This window comes from Nonomuraea sp. NPDC050643, from assembly GCF_040654715.1.
In the GTDB taxonomy this organism is placed as follows: Bacteria; Actinomycetota; Actinomycetes; order Streptosporangiales; family Streptosporangiaceae; genus Nonomuraea.
Map to the genome: position 1 here is coordinate 36,013 of NZ_JBFAIM010000041.1, position 21,064 is coordinate 57,076.

Sequence of the window (21,064 nt, forward strand, 5' to 3'; positions counted from 1 at the left end):
ATTCGAGGTGTGTAACCTGCGCCCGAGCCCGATCACGTAATACCCTCAGCCACGAGCAGCCGGGAATATCCGGCTCCTGCCTTGACCGCCCACTTCCGGCCAACACCTGGATACGCTGAAATCATGACTGCCCCTGGCCGAAGCCGCCCGTCTCATGTGCTGGCCAACGCGTCGTTCCGACGGCTGTGGACGGCCATGTCGGTGTGCAGCCTTGGCGACTGGCTCAATCTCCTGGCGCTCACCGCTCTGGCGGGAAATCTGACCCAGGGCGACTACCGGGTGCAATCGCTGGCCGTCGGCGGTGTGTTCGTCGCGAAGATGCTGCCCGCCGTGCTGCTCGGGCCGCTCGCCGGGGTGTTCGCCGACCGGTTCGACCGGCGGCTGACGATGTTCGCGGCCGATCTGGCCAGGTTCGCCATCGTGCTGTCGATCCCGTTCGTGCACAGCTACCAGTGGGTCATCGTCGCGACGGTCCTGGTCGAGTGCGTGAACCTGTTCTGGGTTCCGGCCAAGGACGCCACGGTGCCCAACCTGGTGCCCAAGGCGCAGCTCGAGCAGGCCAACCAGCTCAACCTGCTGGTGACCTACGGCACCGCGCCGATCGCGGCCATGCTGTTCGCGGCGCTGTCCGTGGTGGGCGACGTGGTCACGAGCGTGGTGCCGTTCATGGCCGGGCGCGACGCCACCGGGCTGGCCCTGATCGTCAACGCCTGCGCCTACCTCGTCTCGGCCTTCCTGATCTTCTCGCTGCGCGACATCCCCAAGCGCGACGGCACCATCTCCACGCCCTCCGTGCTCAAGCAGGTCGTCGAGGGCTGGCGGTTCGTGGGCGGCAACCGGCTGGTGCGCGGCCTGATCATCGGCATGCTGGGGGCGTTCGCCGCGGGTGGCGCCGTGGTGGGCGTGGCCAAGATCTACGTGGAGGCTCTCGGCGGCGGCGACGCGGCCTACGGCGTGGTGTTCGGCGCGGTCTTCGTCGGCATGGCGCTGGGCATGTTCTTCGGGCTGCGGCTGCTGCGCGAGCTGTCGCGGCGGCGGCTGTTCGGCCTGGCCATCACCGTCGCCGGGCTGGTGCTCGTCGCGATCGCGCTGGTGCACAACCTGGTGATCGTGGTCATGCTGACCGTGGTGCTGGGGGCGTGCGCGGGCATCGCCTGGATCATCGGCTACACGCTGATCGGGCTCGAGGTCGAAGACGCGCTGCGGGGCCGTACGTTCTCGTTCCTGCAGTCCACGGCCCGGGTGACGCTGCTGCTGGTGGTCGCCCTGGCCAACCCGCTGGCGGCGATCTTCGGCGAGCACACGCTGCTGCTGGGCGAGTTCAGCTACCGCTTCGACGGGACCAACCTGGTGCTGGTGATCGGCGGGCTGCTCGCGATGGGCGTCGGCCTGCTGGCGCTGCGGCACATGGACGACCGGCAGGGCGTCTCGCTGCTGAGCGACCTGATCGCGGCGGTGCGCGGCGAGCGGTTCCCGGCCGAGGCGGCCGAGCACGTGCCGGGGCTGTTCGTGGCGTTCGAGGGCGGCGAGGGTTCGGGCAAGACGACCCAGTCCCGGCTGGCCGCCATCTGGCTGCGTGACCAGGGCTACGACGTCGTGCAGACGCGCGAGCCGGGCTCCACCAAGGTCGGCATGCGGCTGCGGGCCATCCTGCTCGACGCGGCCGAGCGCGGGCTGTCGGCGCGCTCTGAGGCGCTGCTCTACGCCGCCGACCGGGCCGAGCACGTGGAGAAGGTGATCAGGCCGGCCCTCTACCGGGGTTCGCTCGTGGTCACCGACCGCTATGTGGACTCCTCGCTGGCCTACCAGGGCGCCGGGCGGGCGCTCGACCCCGAAGACGTGTCCAAGATCAACGCCTGGGCCACCGGCGGGCTGGTGCCGCACCTGACCGTGCTCATCGACACCCCGCCCGAGGTGGGGCTGACCAGGCTGGGCGGGGCGGCCGACCGGATCGAGTCCGAGCCGCTGGAGTTCCACGAGCGGGTGCGCAAGGAGTTCCGCGCGCTGGCTGCGGCGGCGCCCGCGCGCTATCTCGTGGTCGACGGCACCCTGCCGCAAGACGTGATCACCCGGCAGATCCAAGACCGGATCAGGGAGATCCTGCCCGACCCGGTGCCCCGGGAGACCGAAGACATCACGGGCACGATGCCGGCCATCCGCGACTAGCCTTACCCCGTGACGGTTTTCGATGACCTCGTAGGGCAGGACCAGGCGATTGCCGTGCTGTCGCGAGCCGCGGCGGCGGCGCGCGAGGTCGTCGAGGGTGGGCGCGGCACGGGCATGACGCACGCCTGGCTGTTCACCGGCCCGCCGGGCGCCGGGCGCGAAGCCGCGGCCCGCGCCTTCGCCGCGGCGCTGATGTGCCACGAGGGCGGCTGCGGCCACTGCGACCACTGCCACCAGGTGCTCATCGGCTCACACCCCGACCTGGAGTCCGTACGCCCCGAGGGCCTGTCCTACAGCGTCAAGCAGACCAGGGAGCTGATCCTGCGCGCGGCCGGGGCGCCGACGCAGGGCCGCTGGCGGGTCATCCTGTTCGAAGACGCCGACCGCGCCACCGAGTCGGCGGCGAACGCCCTGCTCAAGGCCATTGAGGAGCCGCCGCCCCGTACGGTCTGGCTGCTGTGCTCACCCGCCCCCGACGACCTCATGATCACCATCCGGTCGCGGTCGCGCATGGTCAACCTGATCACCCCCGGCACCGAGGCCGTCGCCCACGTGCTGGCCACCCGCGACAGCGTCCCGTGGGACACGGCCACGTTCGCCGCCAGGGCCGCCCAGGGGCACATCGTCAGGGCACGGGCGCTGGCGCTCGACGAGGGCGTCAGGCGGCGCAGGGAAGCGGTGCTGAGCATCCCGCGCTCGCTGACCGGCGTCGGCGAGTGCGTCTCGGCCGCCGAGCGGCTGGTGAAGACCGCCGAGGAGGAGGCCGCCGCCGCCACGGCCACGCTCAACGAGAGCGAGACGACCGAGCTGCGCAAGCTCTACGGAGAGGGCTCCACCGGCAAGGGGCTCAACCGGGGGCTGGTGCGCGGCGGGGCGGGGGCGCTGAAGGAACTGGAGGACCGGCAGAAGTCCCGGGCCACCCGGATCAAGCGCGACTCGCTGGACGCGGCGTTGCTGGAGCTGGTGTCGTTCTATCGCGACGTGCTGGCGATGCAGTTCGGGGCCGCCGGGGTGGAGCTGGCCAATGACGACATCCGGTTCGAGCTGGATCAGCTCGCCCGGTCGTCCACGCCCGAGGAGACTTTGCGGCGGATCGATGCGATCATGCAGTGCAGAGAACGGCTGGGGGCGAACGTCAACCCGCAGATGGCCGTCGAAGCGATGATGTTGGCACTGCGGCCCTGAGGGGTGGACGTTGGTACGCCGCTGGTTATGGCGTGGGGTTGTGGCGGTCGGTGCCGCGGTCGATGGGATGCCCGGCGTCGAATCGTACGTCCACTGGGATCAGAAGACGGCATAGCGCAACTTCGTCGAGCAGATCGCGGACAATGAGTCCCTCCTGGCGGTCATCACGCTTGAGGAGACGCCCGCTTCGTACCGGCTGACGATGCGACCCGAGGTGAATGGGGATGTGGTGAGCCGCAAGCCGGCGCGCATGCGGGGAGTGGCTCAGGTGAGCAACCACCGATGTCTTGTCGCCTCGGCGAAGTTGATGCGTGAGTACGGTCTCCTGGAAGACGTGAACGAAGGCAGGGCCTGTGCGTATGAGCGGTAGCGGGAACCGGGCCGGGTGGCGCGGGTCGGCCCTGTCGGCCCTGTCGGCCGTGGTGGTGCTCGCCGGGCTGCCGGGCGCGGTGAGCGCTGCTCAGGAGCCGTTGCCCTCGTCCGAGGTTCGTGTCAGCGACGAGTGGGAGATCAACGTCTTTCTGTGTACGCCGGTCGCCGAGGGATGCGGCAAGCGGTACGCCACCGCGGCGCAGAAGCGGGCCGTTCGGCGCGTCTTGGAGGGGCGCCGGGGGTGACCGAGGTGCGGTTCGTGGATCGGGCCAGCGCGTACGAGGGCTTTCGCCGGGATTTCGCCCGGCAGAAGAGGGTGTTGAAGACGCCCGCGAAGGATGTGCCGGAGTCGTTCCGGGTGCGGGTGGAGAAGGGGATGACCGGGCGAGATCGCTTGCGGGACGCGGTGGTGCGGCGGCCGGGGGTGTTCAGCGTGGTCGACGAGGCGGAGGTCTACGGGGATCCGGGGTCGCGCCGCCCGGACGTCACGGTCGTTCTCTGCAACGAGGACGACGCCATGGACATGTGCGCGTCCGGTCGTGGTGCCGCGAACCATGCGATGACCACGGCGAAGGAGAAGAAGGCGATCGTCGCGGCGATCGAGGAGATGCGTGAGGTGCAGGAGTACACCTTTACGGATCAGGCTGCGGCCCACCGGGAGTTCGTCGAGAATTTTGAGAGCCTCGCCGGTATCGCCAGGCCCGAAGACATGCCCGAGTCGTACGAGCTGACGATGCGGCCGTCGGCCGACTGGGACGCGGTGATCCGCAGGCTGGCACGCCTGAAGGGAGTGTCCCAGGTGGCCGACAGGAGATGGGCGGAGTCCTGGCGCATTCTGGCCACCGAGTACGGGATCGGCCGGTAGCCTCCCCGGCAAGGGCGGGCGACGGCGCCGATCTGATCGGCGGAAGATAGCCGTGTGACCCAAGCAGCAGACGAGGCTCCCAAGCGTCTCTGTTACGTGGAAGTCGAACTGCTCTCCCAACAACAGGCCCTGGCTCGACAGCGGGTCGATGTGGCATCGATCTTCGCCGAGCACCATGTGGGGCTGGTGCGCCTGGCCCTCATCATGGTCGGCGACCAGGCCACGGCGGAAGACGTCGTGCAAGACGCCTTCGCCCGCACCCACGCCGGCCGGGGCCGGCTGCGTGATGCCGACAGGGCGCTGTCCTATGTGCGCTCCGCCGTGCTCAACGGGTGCCGGTCGGTGCTGCGCAGGCGGGCGACGGTGTTCCGCAAGGCGGTGCCGTACGAGCCGCCCGTCTGGTCGGCGGAGAGTGCCGCGTTGGTGGGCGAGGAGCGGCGGGAGGTCCTGCTCGCGCTGCGCGGCCTGCCCCGCAGGCAGCGTGAGGCGCTGACGCTGCGCTACTACTTCGATCTCGCCGACCAGGAGATCGCCGACACGATGGGCGTCAGCGCGAGCACGGCCAGGTCAACGATCGCGCGGGGGCTGGCGGCCCTCGGCCGAGCGCTTGGGGAGAATTCATGAACAGCCCGGTGGAAGACAGACTGCGGGAGGCTCTGGCCGAGGCGGGGGCGACGGTCGACACCGGCGCGCTGCGGCCGCTGCGAGCTCCGGAGCGGCGGTGGTTCCGGATGGATCTCCGGCTGGTGGCGGTGCCGGTGGTCGTGCTGCTCGCGGGGGCGGCCGCGGTGGCGCTGGGCAGCGGTGATGAGGAGCGGGCGACCGTGGCGAGCCCGGGGGCGGCCACGGGCGACACGACGGAGATGGCCGTCTTCCTGTGCGCGAAGTCGGCCCCCAAGCAGACGGGGTGCAAGGGCCCCACCACGACCGAGCAGATGACGGCGATCGAGCGCATGCTCAGAGAACTGCCGAAGGTGACGACGGTGACCTTCGTGAACGAGGCGGAGGCCTACCGAGACTTCAGGGCCGCGTTCGCGCACAACGATTCGGTGCTGGAGTCGGTCAAGGGCACCGACGTGCCTGCGTCGTTCCGGGTGAAGCTGGGGAAGGGCGGCACTCCGCAGGAGATGCAGAGGGCGTTCGGGAAGCCGGCCGGTGTCCTGAACGTCGTGAACCTCACCTCCTACGCCGCCGCTCAGAAGACCATGGGCGAGTGGCACCTCAGCGCCTTCGTGTGCCAGAAGGGCACGACGTTGCCGGCGTGCGGGGGCGAGCAGACCCGGACGAAGAACGGCGACATCAAGGCCACCAGAGAGGGCGCGGAGGCGACGGACGACGAAAGGGCGGCGATCGAAGCGCTGATCAAGCGGACGCCCGAGGTCGACCACTACGTCTTCGAGGACCAGGAGACGGCCTACCGGAACTTCCAGGACTCCTACAAGAACAACAAGTCGCTCCTCCAGGCGGCCACGGTGGACGACATGCCGGAAGCGTTCAGGATCAAGCTGAAACAGGATGCCGCGCCGGAGGCCCTCGCCAAGGAGCTGAGGGATCAAACGGGAGTGGCCCAGGTCTTCAACCACAGATGCTTGGCTGACCGGTCGATGCTGTTGGAGGACTTCGGGCTGATGCTGCCGGAGAGCAAGGTGTGCCCTACCGCCAAGTGATCGGGCGAAGATCCGCGCGACCACTCCTGACCTACGGCGTATGGACACACGTAATCTGGCAACGAAGGCCGTACGTAACCCCCTAGGCCGTCAGGAGGCGAGCTCGAGCCCATGGGAATGATCATGGCCGTGAGCTTCACCCGTTACGGGAGGCTTTACTACCTCGATCCCGGCGAGCACAGCCCGAAGGTGGGCGACAAGGTGCTCGTGCCGACGGACTCAGGTCCGGAGGTGGCGGAGTGCGTGTGGGCGCCGCAATATACGAGCGAGGACATCGACGGACTCCCGGTGTGCGCGGGGCCGGCGGGGGAGGAACACCTCACCCGTGACGAATCCAACAAGCGCCGCCGGGCCGAGGCCCGGAGCGTGTCCAAACGATTGATCAAACGACACACGTTGCCGATGAAGGTCGTCGGGATCGACTACCTCGACCAGGACAACGTCTATACGGTCTACTTCTCGGCGCCGCACCGGGTGGACTTCCGCGCTTTGGTGCGCGACCTGGCCCGCAACCTGCGGGCCAGGGTCGAGTTGCGGCAGATCGGGCCAAGGGACGAGGCACGGCTCCAGGGCGGCATCGGCCCCTGCGGGCGCGACCTGTGCTGTGCCACGTTCCTGAAGGATTTCGAGCCGGTCTCGGTCCGCATGGCCAAGGACCAGGACCTGCCGGTCAACCCGTTGCGGATCGCGGGCGCGTGCGGGCGGCTCATGTGCTGCCTGAAATACGAGCATCCGCTCTACCAGGAGTTCCGGGCCTCGGCTCCCCGGGTGGGGGCCGGCGTGGAGACCCCTCAGGGGGCCGGGACCGTGGTGGGGCACAATGTGCCGTCCGACTCCGTGGTCGTGCGGCTCAACGATGGCGGGCGGCGGTGCTCGTGCTCGAAGGCGAGCGTGTGCGGGCCGCGGAAGGCGTACGACTCGACGTACGGGGGTGAGCCGGGAGAGGCGGTCTGACGACGGGCACCGGGTCGGGGTGATCGGGTGACCGTGGCGGCGCGTGGTGGGTGCCGTCGGGCGGGTGCCGTCGCCGTGGTGATGGCGATGGTGCTCGCTTCCGCCTGCGCCGACCGACCGAAGTACGGTTCGGCGGCGGATGGGGTGGCGGTCGGTGGGGCTGGGGTCGGTGGGGTGTCGGCCGGGTGGGGGGCTGTTGGCAGCGGAGCCGGTAGCGGCGGGATGGGTGGCAGGGGGACGGGTGATGGGACGGTAGACGGTGGGGGCGCGGATGATGGGGCGACGGTTGGCGGGGTGGTGGGTGGTGGGGGCGCGGTCGGTGAGATGACGGGCGGTGGGGCGACGGTTGGTGGGGTGGCGGCTCGGGGGCTGGGCTGGACGGATTGTGGTGATGGGTTCGAGTGTGCGACGTTGCGGGTGCCGTTGGATCATCGGGTGCCCGGCGGGGAGCAGGTGGAGCTTGCGGTGATCCGGCTGCCTGCCTCGGGTGAGGGGCGGATCGGGTCGCTGGTGGTGAACCCGGGTGGGCCGGGCATTTCGGGCGTGGAGTACGCCAGGGCGGCTCGGGTCATGCTGGGTGAGGAGATACGTGAACGGTTCGACATCGTGGGGTTCGATCCACGTGGGGTCGGAGGGTCGGCGCCGGTTGAGTGCTTGAGTGACCAGGAGCTCGAGGATTTCGTGGCGCTGGACGCCAGCCCTGACTCGGCCGAGGAACGGGCGGATCTGGAGGCGGGGGCGAGGGGGTTCGCGGAGGGGTGCCGGGGGCGTTCTGGGCGGTTGCTGCCGTACTTGGGGACGGTTGATGTGGCGCGGGATCTGGAGTTGTTGCGGCAGGGGCTGGGGGATCAGAGGCTGACCTATCTGGGGAAGTCGTACGGGACGTTTCTGGGGGCGGTTTACGCGGATCTGTTCCCTGGGCGGGTGCGGGCTCTCGTACTCGATGGGGCTCTCGATCCGGCGGTCTCGCGGGCGCGCCTCAACGTGGATCAGGCTGTGGGTTTCGAGCGGGCGCTGCGCGCGTACGTCGGGCAGTGCTTCATGGAAGGGGGTTGCCCGTTCAAGAGCCGGGATGTCGAGGGTGCCATGGCGGAGGTGAGCGACCTCCTGCGGCGTACGGACGAACGGCCTTTGCGGGGGGACGGGGGCGCGCGAGGGGTTGGGGACGGCGTATCGGGGGGTGGGGATGGCGTTCGGGGTGCTGGGGGTGGTGTGGGGGAGGGTGACGGTGGCGAATTGAAGGGTGGGGACGACGTTCGGGGGGCCGGGGGTGGCGTGCGGGAGGGTGGCGGCGGCGTATTGGCGGGTGGGGATGGCGTGCGGGATGCCGTGGACGGTTTGTGGGGGGTTGGGGGTGTGCGGGAGGTGACGCAGTCGTTGGCGACCTTGGGGTTGCTGACGCCGCTTTACTCTCGCGACTCCTGGCCCGAGCTGACCGAAACCCTTCGGCGGGCCTTCCGTGGTGACGGCAGCCTACTGCTGCACAACGCCGACCAGCTCACCGGGCGGAACGACGATGGCACCTACTCCAACCAGACCGAGGCCAACATGGCCATCGGCTGCGTGGACGGCACCTATCCGGTCGCGTACGGGAAGGCGGCGTCGGCGGCGTCGGCTCGGGCGCCCAGGTTCGGGCCGTACATCATGTGGTCATCCCTGCCCTGCGCGTACTGGCCCGTCCCGGCGACCTTCAACCCCCGGCCCCTGACCGCCAAGGGCGCCCCTCCCATTCTGGTCATCGGCACGAAGCGGGACCCGGCGACGCCGTACAGGTGGGCGCGGGCGCTGGCGGGGGAGTTGGAGTCGGGGGTGCTGCTGGGGTTCGAGGGTGATGGCCACACCGCGTACTTCAACGGGTCGGGGTGTGTGGATGAGGTGGTGGAGCGATATCTGGTGACGGGGGCGGTGCCGGAGGACGGGGCGGTCTGTCCGGGCGTCGGATGATCGATGGGAGCGAGAACCCCTTGAACTCCTGTAGACTCTTTCAAGCTGCTGCACAGCAAGCCGCCTTAGCTCAGTCGGCCAGAGCACTTCACTCGTAATGAAGGGGTCTGGGGTTCGAATCCCCAAGGCGGCTCCCAGCTCAAAGACCCCCGCGGTGATCGCGGGGGTCTTTTGCGCACTTGGGGTATGTCGGGCCGCCCCAAAAGGTGGTGAACGCCGCGTCGTCGATGCCTTTCCAGGAGCCGCCCACGTGGGCTCATTGGGCATTCTGGCGCTCGCGAAGTACGGTCGCTGTGGCTTGTTCGGTGCTGACGGCACGAGACTTGTCGTTCTTCGTGCCGGCTTCGATGCGCTTGCCCTGCGCCACGCCCACGGAGCCCTTGATCGTGACGCGCTACGTTGAATCGTCTGGTGTGGTCGCCGTCCGTTCGGGTGAGGGTTCGTGGCGGTCTGAGGCTTGGAGCCAGTTGTGAGAAGGGTTCTCGGTCGCCTGCCATGGGCTGTGGGTGAACTGGTCGGAGGCGTCGGCGAATTCGGCGATGGCGGCGGGGTGGCCGTCCAGGGCGGCGCGACTGAACCAACTGGCCGCCACCCAGGGTTCGCCTCTGCTGCGGTGCGCCAGTCCGAGTTGGTACGCGGCCTCCACATGGCCGCTGTCGCCGGCCAAGCGGTAGAAGAACATGGCCATGCTCAGATGGCCGGGGCGCTGTTGCTGAAAGTCTCGGCCGAACTGATAAGCGAGGTGGGCGGCCAGCGGCCGGTGCTGGGGGTGCTCGAGTAGCTCGGCGGCCTGAGGGTGGCCGGCGTCATGGGCGCGGTGCAGCCAGGAGCGGGCGTCCTCGGGCCAGTCGCGGAGCAGCGCGATGACGGCCAGGCGCATGCAGTCTTGGGCGTTGCGGGGGTCGCTGGCGAACAGCACGCGGATGCCACATCTGCCGAAGACCCGGAGCAGGTACTCCCTTGATGGCGATGTCGGAGCCTCCTCGTGCTCGTCGCTGGATGGGGGAGGCGCGATGACGGAATTGGGCTGGTTGTCGCGAGCTGCGCGCCACAGGTGGTGCCAGGCCTTGATGTCGCCAAGAGGCTGTACGTCCAAGCCGGTCTGCTCAGCAGCCGTGCGACAGGCGGTGACGAAGGAGAACACCCACGGCCATTCCGGTGCACGCTTACGTTTACCGGCCAGAATGTCATGTGTGGTGCTTTCCGCCAGCTCCCTACTGCTGCTTCGCGAGAATTTTCGCAGGTCGGACAGCGAGGGTGATCCTGCCAGTGTGACCAGCTCATTCAACTGGTCGACCAATGTGCAGAGTGCCGCATCGCGAGGTTGTTCAGCCATCGCCCCAAGCCGGAAATGAGTGATCTTCAAGATATGCGTGTGATGGAGGTCATATTGGCATCATTTGGCGACCAGTCTGGCGCAGATCGCATATTCAGCCTCATGTCGAATCGGTGACGACTGAGTCGCCACTCAGGGTCAGGTGCATCGAAGCGGCCAGTCTCTCTTCGACGGTCCGGACGAATCCGGACAAGTTCGGAGACAAGGGGACCGGCGAAGATCGCGGCGAAGGCGGGATGAGGTCGGACGGGGGAGGACAAGGGCGGACAAAGGCGGATAAGGGCGGACGGAGTCAGATGCCGGAGGAGAGGCATTCGGTCCGGGATCGTCCGGAGCCGTGGGGAGGGGTGGACGCCTTGCTCACCGCTGCCGCATGATCGGTGACCGCGCCTCCGTCCCAGAAGCCCCATCCGCGGACGGGCGCCACAATGCAGGCGATCAGAGCGGTTCGCGCTGGCTGGCAGCACCTGCCGAGGTTGGCGGGGGACTGCTGGAGCGTGTGGCTCAGGGGGGCTGCGGCCCCCAACGGTGCCGGTGGTGAGGCGGCTCTGGAGGCGCAAGCAGCGGCACTGCATGCAGAATCGCGCGAATCTGAGCGAATCACTACAAATAGGGACATTGGGGAAACAGGCAGGCAAGCGGTGAAATATGGGTTGGAGACCTATGCCGAACCACTATGGCACCTTGAATAGAGGTGACTCATCATGCTTAAGTGCCCTATCGCACTGAATCAAAATGGTTCAAAGTGACTCGATCTAGTCGGGTCCACAGGATCGGGGACAGATGGAAGACCTCGCAGATGAGGTGGGGAGGCATCGCACCAAGCGCCAGCGACTGGCGGCGGAGCTGCGGCGTCTGCGTGACCTTGCCGGCATCTCCGGGCGGGATCTCGCTCACCGCATCGGCATCAGTCAATCCAAGGTCTCGCGCATCGAGAGCGGCAGCGTGGTTCCCTCGCTGCCCGAGGTGACGGCATGGAGTGAAGCAGTGGAGGCGCCGACTCCGGCGCGGGAGCTTCTCGCCGATCTGACCGAGGCCGCCTTCACCGAGATGCACACCTGGCGGGCGGCCCTGCAGCGGCAGACGCATCTGCAGGACGAGATCCGGGAGCAGGAGGATCAGGCGCGGATGCTGCGGGTGTTTCAGCCGGCAATCGTCCCTGGGCTGTTACAGACCGCGGAGTATGCCCGTCGTGTCTTCTCGCTGTTCGACCCGCCCTACTCGGAGGGCGACCTGCCCATGGTGGTCGCGGCGCGGTTGCAACGCCAACTCGCGCTGTACGACGAGAGCCGCACCTTCGAGTTCCTGATCACGGAGGCGGCATTGCGGCTCCGGCCGGGGCCGGTCCGTCTCCTGCTGGCCCAGTTGGACCGCATCGCATCGCTGAGCACTCTGGAGAACGTCCGCATCGGGCTGATACCGCAGGACGAGGAAGCCGTGGTCTGCCCCCCGCATGGATTCACGCTCTACGAAAGTGACGGCAGCGCGGGTGACAGTTTCGTGGAAGTAGAGGTTACGCACATGAGGTTGACCGTTCGCGATGCGGACGACATTGCGACATACCATCGGCAATGGTCGACGCTGACCGCGATGGCGATTTACGGCGACGCGGCGCGGGAATTCCTCGCGAAGCTGAGCGCCGATATTCGTGTCATGGCCCGATGACCCGCCATGCGCGCCCGTCCGGTCTCGGGGTGGGGAGGTCCGGAACCCACCCCGTAGCCGGGGGAGGCGCCGCGGTCCGTGCACCGCGGCGCCTCCCCTAGGGGCGAACGCGCACTACATCAGGTCGAACTCGCCGGCGTACACGCCGGAGAGGAACGCGTTCCACTCTGCGGCGCTGAAGCGGAGCGTCGGCCCCATCGGGTCCTTCGAGTCGCGGACCCCGACCCAGTTCTTGCCGAAGGCGACCTCGACGCAACCGCCGCCGTGGTCGCTGAAGGTGGCCTTGAACCATGCGGCGTCCGCCCACTCATTTCGCTTGGCCTCGTTCATTTCATTCTCCTTTTCTCGGGGAAGCTTTGTGCCTCCCGCTGGAATTAAGGATTGATTAGCGAGTCAGAGACTGGATGAGTGGACTGATCAGAGGCCGGCCAGAGGTTCGTCATAAAAATTCCCGAAGCGGAGAGAATGGCCATGCGATATCAACTGCTCAGTGGGATGAGGGCTTACGAGGCTGACCGTCAGATTGCCCTCGGAAGCAAGCAGCAGCGACTGTTGCTGGCCCTCCTGCTGCTCGCCGACTGCCAGCCGGTCACCATTGAGCAGCTCATCGACAGGATCTGGGGCGAAAAGCCGATCAGCAGCGCCCGCCCGGTCCTCGCGCAGTACGCCAGCGATCTGCGCAGCCGACTCGGCACGACCCCCGCGGGATCTCCCGTGCTGCCCACGCACGAGATCGGCTATCTGGTGGTGGCCGAGAGGGAGCAGGTCGACGTGCATCGGTTCCATGACCTCGTCAGAGAGGCGCGGCCGCTGCTGCACAACAACGATGCGCGGGCCGTACAGATGTTGCGGGATGGCCTGCGGCAGTGGGGCGGAGACGGTCTGCGGCCAGGTGAGCCGCTCAGTGGGCTTCCCGGCCCCGGTGCGGCCAATGCGCGGACCAGGCTGCTGGAGGAGCACCGCGCCGTGGTCATCGAGTGCCTGGAGGCCGAGCTGCGACTCGGACGCCACACCCATCTGGTGCCCGAGCTCCAGGACCTCGTCGAGACCCGGCCGCTGGACGAGGAGGCGACGCGGCTGTTGATGTTGGCGCTCCATCGCGTCGGCCGGTCGTCAGAAGCCCTGGCCGCGTGCGAGGAACTGCGGCGCAGGCTCATGAACGAGCTGGGGGCCGACCTCAGCCTGCGGGTCCAGGAACTGCGGGAGCGGATTCTCCACCAGGATCCCGGCCTCGAACCGGGAGCAGCCTCCTACACCATCGACTCTTCTGGAGAGAACATGCGATCAGCCGCAGAGATCGGGAAAGACGCCGTCCGCCTCGTGGCCGAGGCCGTCAAAGGCGGCGGGATGGCACGTACGGCCGGTCCGGCTGAGGCAACCGGCGCCGTCCAAGGAGGAATTCCCCATGCTGGGGATTCTTGGGCCGAGCTCTCCTGGGCCGGCCATTCCGTCGAACTGCTGGAGATGATCCGCGTCCGGTTCGCCGGGGACGCGGCCGCGGCGGGGGCGCTCGCCGGAGTCGAAGCCGACCCCGTCGACGCGGCGGCCGTCGCGGCCTTGGAGCGCGTGCTCATCGTGCACCTCGACCGCGACCGGGCCTTCCTGGAAAGCGTCGAGCGCCTGGTCGGGCAGACGTCGCGGACGAAAGCCGGATCGTCGTCGATCGTCGCCAACACGATCAAGAACGCCAGCGTCTACCACGCGCCCGTGCACTTCTCGGGCGACTTCAACATCTCGTGAGAGCGGAGGCCGAAGCATGAGCCAGCCAGTCGACGATCCTCCGGTCAAGGAGACAAGCGATGGGGCGGCGGCGGGAGGGACAGAAGCAGAGCAACCTCCGCAGGCCCGCCAGGACAAGAACGATGATGCGCCGCTCAGCGAAGAGGAGGCGCTGCGGGCGCTCCACCGCAGAGGTGAGGGCGAGGACGAGGCGAGTCGCGCGGAGGCAGCGCAGGCGGCCGCGATCGCGGCCAGTGTCATGGAACGGCTGAACGACGACCCGTTCGGCATGCGGATCGGAACGGTGGCGCTGTTCAACGACTCGGTCAGCTTCGGCGGCGGACTGAACTTCGGCGATGGCGGCCGCCGTACCGGACGCTCGACGGCGAAGATCACCGCCCGGCGGCTCGCCCGCTGGACGGTGGGTCACCTTCCGCTGCCCCGCTTCGACGAGGCATTGCGGATCCTCATCGAACGCCGGCTGCTGATTTTGGCGCTCCCACCCGGAGGACGAAAGGCCACAGGCGTGAATCTGCTGGTCAAGGCGGTGGGAAGGCAAGCGGAAGGCGACTACTACGAGGTGCTGGACGCGTCGGCGCTACAGGACGCGCAATGGAAGCCGCCCGAGCGGAACAGCGGCTACCTGCTCGTCCTTGATGACGCGGCCACCGGCCTGAACCCCCACCTGATCGATGAGCAGTGGATCGACGACATGACGGCCTGCCTGAACGACCAGGAGAGCTACTTGGTCCTGGTGACCGGCCCGCCCCGCGGCGCGCTGATGGAGGCGAAGCGCACCGGGCAGGTCCTGACCAAGCTGGGCGGGCTCGACCCGATACGCCTCATCGAGCGGCACGTCTACGACCACGAGCCGACGCCCGAGGAGTCGACCGACCTGCGCCACCGGCTCATCGAGGCGGGCGCGCTGGAACTCCTGCGCGAGGACACCCGCCTTCGCACGGCGCTGCACCTGGCCACCGTGATCCGCGAGGGCAGGGATCTGGCGGTCAGCATCAAGGAACTGCGTGATCCGACTGGCCGGGTCCATGACTGGTTCAGCCGGCACCGGGAACCCGAGACCATGAGTTTCGCGTTGGCCGCTGCGACGCTCGACGACGCCACTTACCTGACCGTCTCAGATGCCGCCGCACAGCTCTACGACCTGCTCACGCCGCCCGCCGAAGCGCCGCCCGACCTGCGGTTCCGGGAGCAGATCGGCTCCGAGCACCCGTGGATCCACCTCTCATTGGGCTCCGGCAAGGCGCCGGATGACGCGGCGCCGCGCGTCCGCTACCTCAACCCACTCGTCCGGCAGGCCGTGCTCGGCTACGCCTGGACCTACCTGGACGGCCAGCGGTCGGCGCTCCTCGCCTGGATCCGCCGCCTGGTCGCGCACCCGGACATCGGAGTCCGTGCCAGGGCGTCCGTGGCCGCCGGGGTCATCGCCTGGAGCGACTACGACCACGCCCTGCACCGCTACCTGCGGCCATGGGCTCGGCACAGCTCGGTCGTGTTGCGCCAGAGCGCGGCCACGGCCCTCGACGTCGTGGGGGGCCACCCCGACCTGGCGGAGGCAGTGTGGGGCCTGCTCGAAGCCTGGGTAACGGAGAAGGACACCCCCGATCAGCGCAGACAGGGACTGACGGCCGCCGCGGTGCTCGGCGGCAACCTGGGAGCGACGCAGCCGCGACGTGCCGTCGAGGCGCTGCGCGTGCTGTTGGATCGCGATGACTGGGGCACGCTACTGCCGGTCGGCCAGGCATTGTTCTACCTGATGGAGCACGGGCGTGTCGCCGAGGTGCTGCCGGCGCTGCTCGACTGGTCTGAGCCGCAGGATGCGTCGCCGATGGTGACGAAGGCGCTGTCGGCCTTCGTCTTCGTGGCCGCTCAACCGGCAGGGGAGACATTCGGTCGGGCCGGCTATTCGTCCTCGCTGCCGCTCCTGCTGGCCGACGCGGAGGGGCACCGGTCGCAGGTGATCGAACTCTGGGCCCGTGCCCTGACCCGCAGGCCGGTCCAGCAACCGGCCCTCGAGACTCTGCGTGAATACCTGGACCAGCACGCGGACCGCGACAGGACCGCCTACCGCAACGTCCGCGACCTCGTGCTCGCCGTGGCCGCCCAGTCGGGCAGGCACCGGGAGCGGCTGCAGTACCACCTTGACGACTGGGCCAAAGCCGCCAGGCGCCGCGATCACCCCGCCGCGCGGATACTCGCCGAGCTTGGCCGCCCCGCGTACTCGAACGGAAGGACCTGACATGGAGCTGTACACCTACAACCCGATCACGAAGAGCACCAATCTGTCTCTCGTCCTGCCACGTAAGCCCCTGCGCCCGCCCGCGCCAGGGATGGCACTGGTCCTGGCTCCCCGCAAGGGCGAGTTGCTCACGATCCGGCACGGTGAGTCCATCCCGGACGCTTGGTACGGCACCTACCGGCACGTTCACCTGGTGGACGTGACCGAGCACCGGCTGGTCCTGAGCATGCCGCTGCTCAGCAGGGACCCCGCCTTCGGCTTCCCGAGCCTGGTACGGCTGAACTGCCGGGTCGCGGACCCCGCGGAGATAGTGCTCCGCGGCATCGTGGACGTCAGTGGCGCCCTGTACCTGCCCATCCAGCGGATGCTGCGCCGGGTCTCGCGGGACTTCGACATCGGTGAGCTCCACCTGGCCGAGGACGCGCTGACCGAGTCGATGCGCACCTTCACCGGCGACGCCGCGCTCCGGCTCCGAAACGTCACCGTCGAACTGGTGGTCGACAGCAGCGAGATCCTGGCGAGCGGTCGGGCGTACCGCGACATCGAGCGCGAGACCCGGCTCATAGAGATGCGCAGGGAGCGTCATCTGCGCATGCTGCGCAGGGACGGTGCCGAAGGACTGATCGCCGAGATCATGGAGCGCGAGGGCCCACGGGCGGCGTACGACATGATCGCGCACGCCGAGCGTGAGGAACGTCAAGAACTGCTCGCCGCCTGGCAGGCGATGCTCAAGCACTCCGAGGCGGAACGGGAGCCGTGGGAGTCGCTCCAGGCCGAGCGGGCCCTGCGCGATCGCATGAGCGGGGGCTCCTCGTCACCGTTCGGCGGAATCCGCTCCACCCGCCTGCGTGGCACGCTTGGGTCCCCTCAGGCCCTGGACGACGAACCCCGCCACGACAGGTCCGGCGGTGAGAGGAACGGTCATCGTCCCAGCCGGGTCCGCGGCCTGCGGGCGACGAAGATCGAGGACGCGGACGAATGACGGAGGCGCGGATCGACGGCGTCGCCCTCGACCCGCCGGGCGCGGGAACGATCTGGCACTACAACGACGAAGACGTGCTGGCCGTCGGGGTGTGGACGGAACGGTGCGATGGCCGAGGCGAGGACGCCGAGCCGATGTTCGCACACCGCGTCTCAGCGGCCGAGGGGATCGTGGGCGTCTTCGACGGGCTGGGCGGGTCGGGGGCGGGAGCGGCTTGCGAACTGCGCGACGGAACTCGCCGCAGCGGCGCCTGGGTGGCCGCGCGGCTGGTGAGGTACGGCGTGCTGTCGTGGTTCCTCAGGGGGAAGGCGCGGACGGACCCGGCGGAGTCCCTGCGTGCGCATCTGATGGAGCTGTTGGCGGACATGCCGGCACCGGCACCCAGCAAGATCATAAGCCGCATGCGCAGGTGGCTTCCCACGACCATGGCCGCCGCGCACTATCGGCTCAGCGGAGAGCAGGCCGAGTGTCAGGTCTTCTGGGTGGGCGACTCCCGGGCGTACTCGCTGAGCCGCAGCGGAGGTCTGCAGGCGCTCACCAGAGACCACACGAACGAGACCGACTGCCTGGAGCAGTTGCTGCAGGATCCGCCGATGACGAACGTGATCTGCGCCGATCAGGAATTCACGATCGACGTGCACGTCCTGCTCCTGCCGTTGCCGTGCGTCCTGCTCTGCGCCACCGACGGCTTCTTCGGCTACGTCGACACTCCTGCCCATTTCGAGTGGCACCTGCTCAGCACGTTGCAGGCGTCGGCGGACGAGCGGGAATGGGCAGAGCGGCTGGCACGGCAGGTGTCGGGATACACGGGGGACGACGCCTCGCTGAGTCTCGCTGCTCTGGGGTACGCGGGCTTCGGGGAACTGAGGTCGCACTTCGCGCGGCGCTCACAGGAGATCGAGGCGCACTACCGGCCCAGCCACCCGCCGGCCGAGGACACCGCGGTCCGGCAGTGGCGAACGCGTACCTGGGACGAGTATCGGCCGAGCTATGAGCGGCTCATGCCTCCAGCGGTGGAGCCGGTATGAGGTCCGGCGACGTCATCAGGGGATACCGCATCGTCAGCGAGCCGACGAACAGCGGCGGCGGGAGATGCGTGTGGGCCTTCGCCGAGCGCGACCGGCGCCGGTACTTCATCAAACGGTTCCTGGACCCGAAACGGCCCAAGAGCGGGTCTGCGGCGAGCGTACGGTTGCGGCTGCAGGCGTGCGAGGAGTTCGAACGCCGGCATCAAGCGATCATGGCTCGGCTGCGGCCCGACGCGGTCGGCGGCGGCAACCTCGTCCTGGCTTTCGACTTCTTCCATGACGGCGCCTCCTACTACAAGGTGACCGAGCGGATCGACGCCGTTCGTACGCCCCAGCCACGCTCGCTCACGCCTGGGGAGAAGGCCGTGCTGTTGCGCACTCTGGCCTTCAGTCTGGGCCTGCTGCACAGCATCGACATGGTGCACGGAGACCTGAAACCCGGAAACGTGCTGATCGTCAAAAAGCGGCAAGGCGCCTTCTACACCGCCAAACTTATCGACTTCGACGACGCCTACATGTCCGGTCGGCCACCGGCCTCGGAGGACATCGCGGGGGATCTGGTCTACGGAGCTCCTGAATGGCGGCGTTACGTGCAGGGCGACGAGGAGATGCGACCGGAATGGCTGACGACCCGGGCCGACATCTTCGCGCTCGGCCTACTGGCCCACCATTACCTGACCGGCACGCTGCCGGGATTCGGCGACCGATTCGGGTCGCCGGCCGACGCGGTGAACGCCGGGGTGGCGCTACGCGTCGACGACCGTCTGGACGAGCCCATGAAGCGCCTGCTGGGTGCGATGACAGCCAGGTCGCCCGGCGCCCGGCCGGGGATAGCGACGTTTCTGCAAACGCTCAAGAATCCGGCGGTGTGTGAGCTGCGCTCCCGATACGCCACCTCGCCGGGCTCAAGAGTGCGAATCAGCGTACGAACAAAGGAGAACCAGCCATGACCTCAGTCGATGAGTATCGAGGGAACCTGCGGTACGCAGTGGACATCGTCCTCTGCATCGATGTGACCGAGAGCATGGCTCCGGTCCTGGAAACGGTCAAGAAGAGCGCCCTCACCTTCCACGAGCGGTTGAGCATGGTGATGCGCCAGAAAGGCAAGGAGATCAGCCGGCTCCGGCTCAAGGTCATCGCATTCCGCGACTTCGGCGACTTCGCCGAGGACGCCATCGAGGAGACCGACTTCCTGGTCTTCCCTGACCAGGCGGACGAATTCGATGGTTTTGTCCGGCGGCTGCGCCCGTCCGGCGGCGGTGACGAGCCGGAGTCGGGCCTGGAGGCGCTGGCCCTGGCCATCGACGCCCCCTGGGAAAGAGGGCTGGACCGGCGCCGCCACGTGATCGTGATGTTCACCGACGCGTCGGCGCATCCGCTGCGCTCGCCGCAGGCCGTCTCCGCGCACACCTATCCACAGCACCTTCCTCAAGACATGGACGGCCTGTTCGAGCAGTGGGGTTACGCCAAGAGCCAGACAGCCGTCATGGAGAACTCGGCCAAGCGTCTCGTGATCTTCGCGCCTGACGCCTTCCCGTGGACCGACATCACCGAGGAATGGAACATGACTCTCCACTTCCCCTCCACCGCCGGACATGGGCTGGAGGAGCTGGAGCTGGACGAGATCATCGACACGATCGCGAACAGCCTGTGACCGTTCGGGGGCCGAATTGGCGGTGTTCCCTGTGCGATGTGTGGAATGCCGCCGCCGACGCCGCGTGCCAAGGCTGTGACACCCGACGCAGCCTTGTCGCGAGTCCTCAGCCCGACCTCTTCTTCGCCGCGCCACGGGGGCCGGGACCAGGAACGAGGCCGGGATGGGGACCAGGGGGACCGGCGTCATGGGCGACGACTCACCACCCGCCGCCTCCGCCCCATGCCTATCATCCGCCGCCGCGACCCGCCCCTTTCCCGCCTCCGGTATCGGAGCCGGCTCCCCGTCGGCACTCCACCGGCGGCGCCACGGGCTGCCTCGTCGCGATCGCCGTCATGGCCGTCCTTTTTCTGCTCTACGCCATAGCGACAGCCTTGATGCTGAACGCGTCGAGAAGCCCTGTGCCCTCGACCATGCCGCAGTTCGGCACGGTAACCCCGGCCGCCACATGCCCGGTGCACGTCACCCGGCTCATGCCGGACGGCCAGGACGCCGACCTGGTGGCCGGCTACGCAACGGGGAAACACGACGTCATCATCTGCCGCACGCGCCTGGGACAGCCGTACTACTACGGTCAGGTGACCGGCCTCCCCGGCACCGGCCTGCTCATGCCCGCGCAGGAGACTCCTGACGGTTACTTGGCACGCAACGGTTTGTACCGCTACGAGATCCGCGGCCAGGAGGTGATCGTCACCTTGCGCGGACAGGAGTTGAGACGGACGACACTCATCGAGGTCGCGCCCTCGTGACGGATGTGACGATGGCATGGGCGATCATGGAGCCTGATGCTCGATCAGCAGAAGGTCAGGAGCGGTCCGAACGTGAGGGTCTCGCCTCGACCCATGGAGATTTCCATTCCGGGGTGCCGCACAGCCTGTGGGGCAGGCAGGACCGCTGTTCGTACTGGCCTTTCCCCTTTTCGTTCTCGATCCGGAAGGGCGGGTTCTTCGGGGTCGTTTGTTGGGGGTTGTGGTGGTGGGTGGTTTGACAAATGGGTGGGAGGCCGTTTCTAATGATCGGCGTGTCGTGTGACGCCGACCGGGAAGACGGTGGCGGGTGGGCGGCACCGTAAACCCAAGGGGATGATGGCCGTGAACTCACACGTCACAGGTATCGCCTAAGCGCTCAGCGCCCGCGCGCCATCCCCGGCGACCGTCTCGTCAACGTCGTTCTGGCTGACGAATCCTTCTGCTTGCGGCATTCCGCTGTCCGGGCGATGACGCGCGCCGATTTGCCGTCTTCGATCAATCGTCGCCGCGTCCATTCGCGG

General features: G+C 68.1%; 19 protein-coding genes and 1 tRNA gene. 17 read left to right on the plus strand and 3 right to left on the minus strand.

Features of this window, described 5'->3' with window-relative positions; all coding sequences use genetic code 11:
- The first annotated feature begins 123 nt into the window (after nucleotides 1–123).
- From tmk to AB0I15_RS40490, 9 genes are all read left to right on the plus strand, one after another.
- Nucleotides 124–2,166: a dTMP kinase gene (gene tmk, locus AB0I15_RS40450; protein WP_358108178.1), complete on the plus strand. Its 2,043-nt coding sequence runs from the start codon at nucleotides 124–126 to the stop codon at nucleotides 2,164–2,166.
- A 9-nt stretch (nucleotides 2,167–2,175) separates the two neighbouring features.
- Entirely contained in the window at nucleotides 2,176–3,351 is a 1,176-nt protein-coding gene (locus AB0I15_RS40455; protein WP_358108182.1) for a DNA polymerase III subunit delta', read from the plus strand.
- Between the two features lie 359 nt (nucleotides 3,352–3,710).
- The gene (locus AB0I15_RS40460) at nucleotides 3,711–3,968 is read left to right on the plus strand and encodes a hypothetical protein (protein WP_358108185.1); all 258 of its coding nucleotides are present in this window, start codon (nucleotides 3,711–3,713) and stop codon (nucleotides 3,966–3,968) included.
- The gene (locus AB0I15_RS40465) at nucleotides 3,965–4,588 is read left to right on the plus strand and encodes a permease-like cell division protein FtsX (protein ID WP_358108188.1); all 624 of its coding nucleotides are present in this window, start codon (nucleotides 3,965–3,967) and stop codon (nucleotides 4,586–4,588) included. The genes AB0I15_RS40460 and AB0I15_RS40465 overlap by 4 nt, the downstream gene beginning before the upstream one ends.
- A 54-nt stretch (nucleotides 4,589–4,642) precedes the next feature.
- Nucleotides 4,643–5,212: a SigE family RNA polymerase sigma factor gene (locus tag AB0I15_RS40470; RefSeq protein WP_358108191.1), complete on the plus strand. Its 570-nt coding sequence runs from the start codon at nucleotides 4,643–4,645 to the stop codon at nucleotides 5,210–5,212.
- Nucleotides 5,209–6,255 carry a permease-like cell division protein FtsX gene (locus tag AB0I15_RS40475; RefSeq protein ID WP_358108194.1) on the plus strand — a complete coding sequence of 349 codons (1,047 nt, stop codon included), beginning with the start codon at nucleotides 5,209–5,211 and terminating at the stop codon, nucleotides 6,253–6,255. Before AB0I15_RS40470 ends, AB0I15_RS40475 begins: the two co-directional genes overlap by 4 nt.
- A 117-nt stretch (nucleotides 6,256–6,372) precedes the next feature.
- A complete protein-coding gene (ricT, locus tag AB0I15_RS40480) occupies nucleotides 6,373–7,209 on the plus strand; it encodes a regulatory iron-sulfur-containing complex subunit RicT (RefSeq protein WP_358108393.1) in 837 nt (278 codons plus the stop codon).
- A gap of 453 nt (nucleotides 7,210–7,662) precedes the next feature.
- On the plus strand, nucleotides 7,663–9,153 hold the full coding sequence (locus tag AB0I15_RS40485) for an alpha/beta hydrolase (protein ID WP_358108197.1): 1,491 nt from the start codon (nucleotides 7,663–7,665) through the stop codon (nucleotides 9,151–9,153).
- A gap of 59 nt (nucleotides 9,154–9,212) precedes the next feature.
- Nucleotides 9,213–9,286 (plus strand) — tRNA-Thr (locus AB0I15_RS40490).
- A 261-nt stretch (nucleotides 9,287–9,547) separates the two neighbouring features.
- Here AB0I15_RS40490 and AB0I15_RS40495 read toward each other — a convergent pair.
- Nucleotides 9,548–10,519, minus strand: coding sequence for a hypothetical protein (locus AB0I15_RS40495; protein ID WP_358108200.1), 972 nt, complete (start codon nucleotides 10,517–10,519; stop codon nucleotides 9,548–9,550).
- Between the two features lie 753 nt (nucleotides 10,520–11,272).
- Between AB0I15_RS40495 and AB0I15_RS40500 the strand changes: the two genes are divergently transcribed.
- On the plus strand, nucleotides 11,273–12,154 hold the full coding sequence (locus AB0I15_RS40500; protein WP_358108203.1) for a helix-turn-helix transcriptional regulator: 882 nt from the start codon (nucleotides 11,273–11,275) through the stop codon (nucleotides 12,152–12,154).
- Between the two features lie 114 nt (nucleotides 12,155–12,268).
- Here AB0I15_RS40500 and AB0I15_RS40505 read toward each other — a convergent pair whose 3' ends face one another.
- Nucleotides 12,269–12,484: a DUF397 domain-containing protein gene (locus tag AB0I15_RS40505; RefSeq protein ID WP_358108206.1), complete on the minus strand. Its 216-nt coding sequence runs from the start codon at nucleotides 12,482–12,484 to the stop codon at nucleotides 12,269–12,271.
- Between the two features lie 165 nt (nucleotides 12,485–12,649).
- On the opposite strand from AB0I15_RS40505, the gene AB0I15_RS40510 reads away from it, so the two are divergent.
- The 7 genes from AB0I15_RS40510 (at nucleotide 12,650) to AB0I15_RS40540 (ending at nucleotide 20,543) form a co-directional block, all read left to right on the plus strand.
- Entirely contained in the window at nucleotides 12,650–13,894 is a 1,245-nt protein-coding gene (locus tag AB0I15_RS40510; RefSeq protein WP_358108209.1) for an AfsR/SARP family transcriptional regulator, read from the plus strand.
- A gap of 16 nt (nucleotides 13,895–13,910) precedes the next feature.
- Nucleotides 13,911–16,130 carry a hypothetical protein gene (locus AB0I15_RS40515; RefSeq protein ID WP_358108212.1) on the plus strand — a complete coding sequence of 740 codons (2,220 nt, stop codon included), beginning with the start codon at nucleotides 13,911–13,913 and terminating at the stop codon, nucleotides 16,128–16,130.
- Between the two features lies 1 nt (nucleotide 16,131).
- Nucleotides 16,132–17,112, plus strand: coding sequence for a hypothetical protein (locus AB0I15_RS40520; RefSeq protein WP_358108215.1), 981 nt, complete (start codon nucleotides 16,132–16,134; stop codon nucleotides 17,110–17,112).
- Nucleotides 17,109–18,140, plus strand: a complete 1,032-nt coding sequence (locus tag AB0I15_RS40525; protein ID WP_358108218.1) for a hypothetical protein — start codon at nucleotides 17,109–17,111, stop codon at nucleotides 18,138–18,140. Before AB0I15_RS40520 ends, AB0I15_RS40525 begins: the two co-directional genes overlap by 4 nt.
- 68 nt (nucleotides 18,141–18,208) lie before the next feature.
- Nucleotides 18,209–19,090, plus strand: a complete 882-nt coding sequence (locus AB0I15_RS40530) for a serine/threonine protein kinase (RefSeq protein WP_358108220.1) — start codon at nucleotides 18,209–18,211, stop codon at nucleotides 19,088–19,090.
- Entirely contained in the window at nucleotides 19,087–19,794 is a 708-nt protein-coding gene (locus tag AB0I15_RS40535) for a vWA domain-containing protein (protein ID WP_358108223.1), read from the plus strand. Before AB0I15_RS40530 ends, AB0I15_RS40535 begins: the two co-directional genes overlap by 4 nt.
- A 335-nt stretch (nucleotides 19,795–20,129) precedes the next feature.
- A complete protein-coding gene (locus AB0I15_RS40540) occupies nucleotides 20,130–20,543 on the plus strand; it encodes a hypothetical protein (protein ID WP_358108226.1) in 414 nt (137 codons plus the stop codon).
- Nucleotides 20,544–20,911: 368 nt separating this feature from the next.
- Here AB0I15_RS40540 and AB0I15_RS40545 read toward each other — a convergent pair whose 3' ends face one another.
- On the minus strand, nucleotides 20,912–21,058 hold the full coding sequence (locus tag AB0I15_RS40545; RefSeq protein WP_358108229.1) for a hypothetical protein: 147 nt from the start codon (nucleotides 21,056–21,058) through the stop codon (nucleotides 20,912–20,914).
- Nucleotides 21,059–21,064 lie beyond the last annotated feature (6 nt).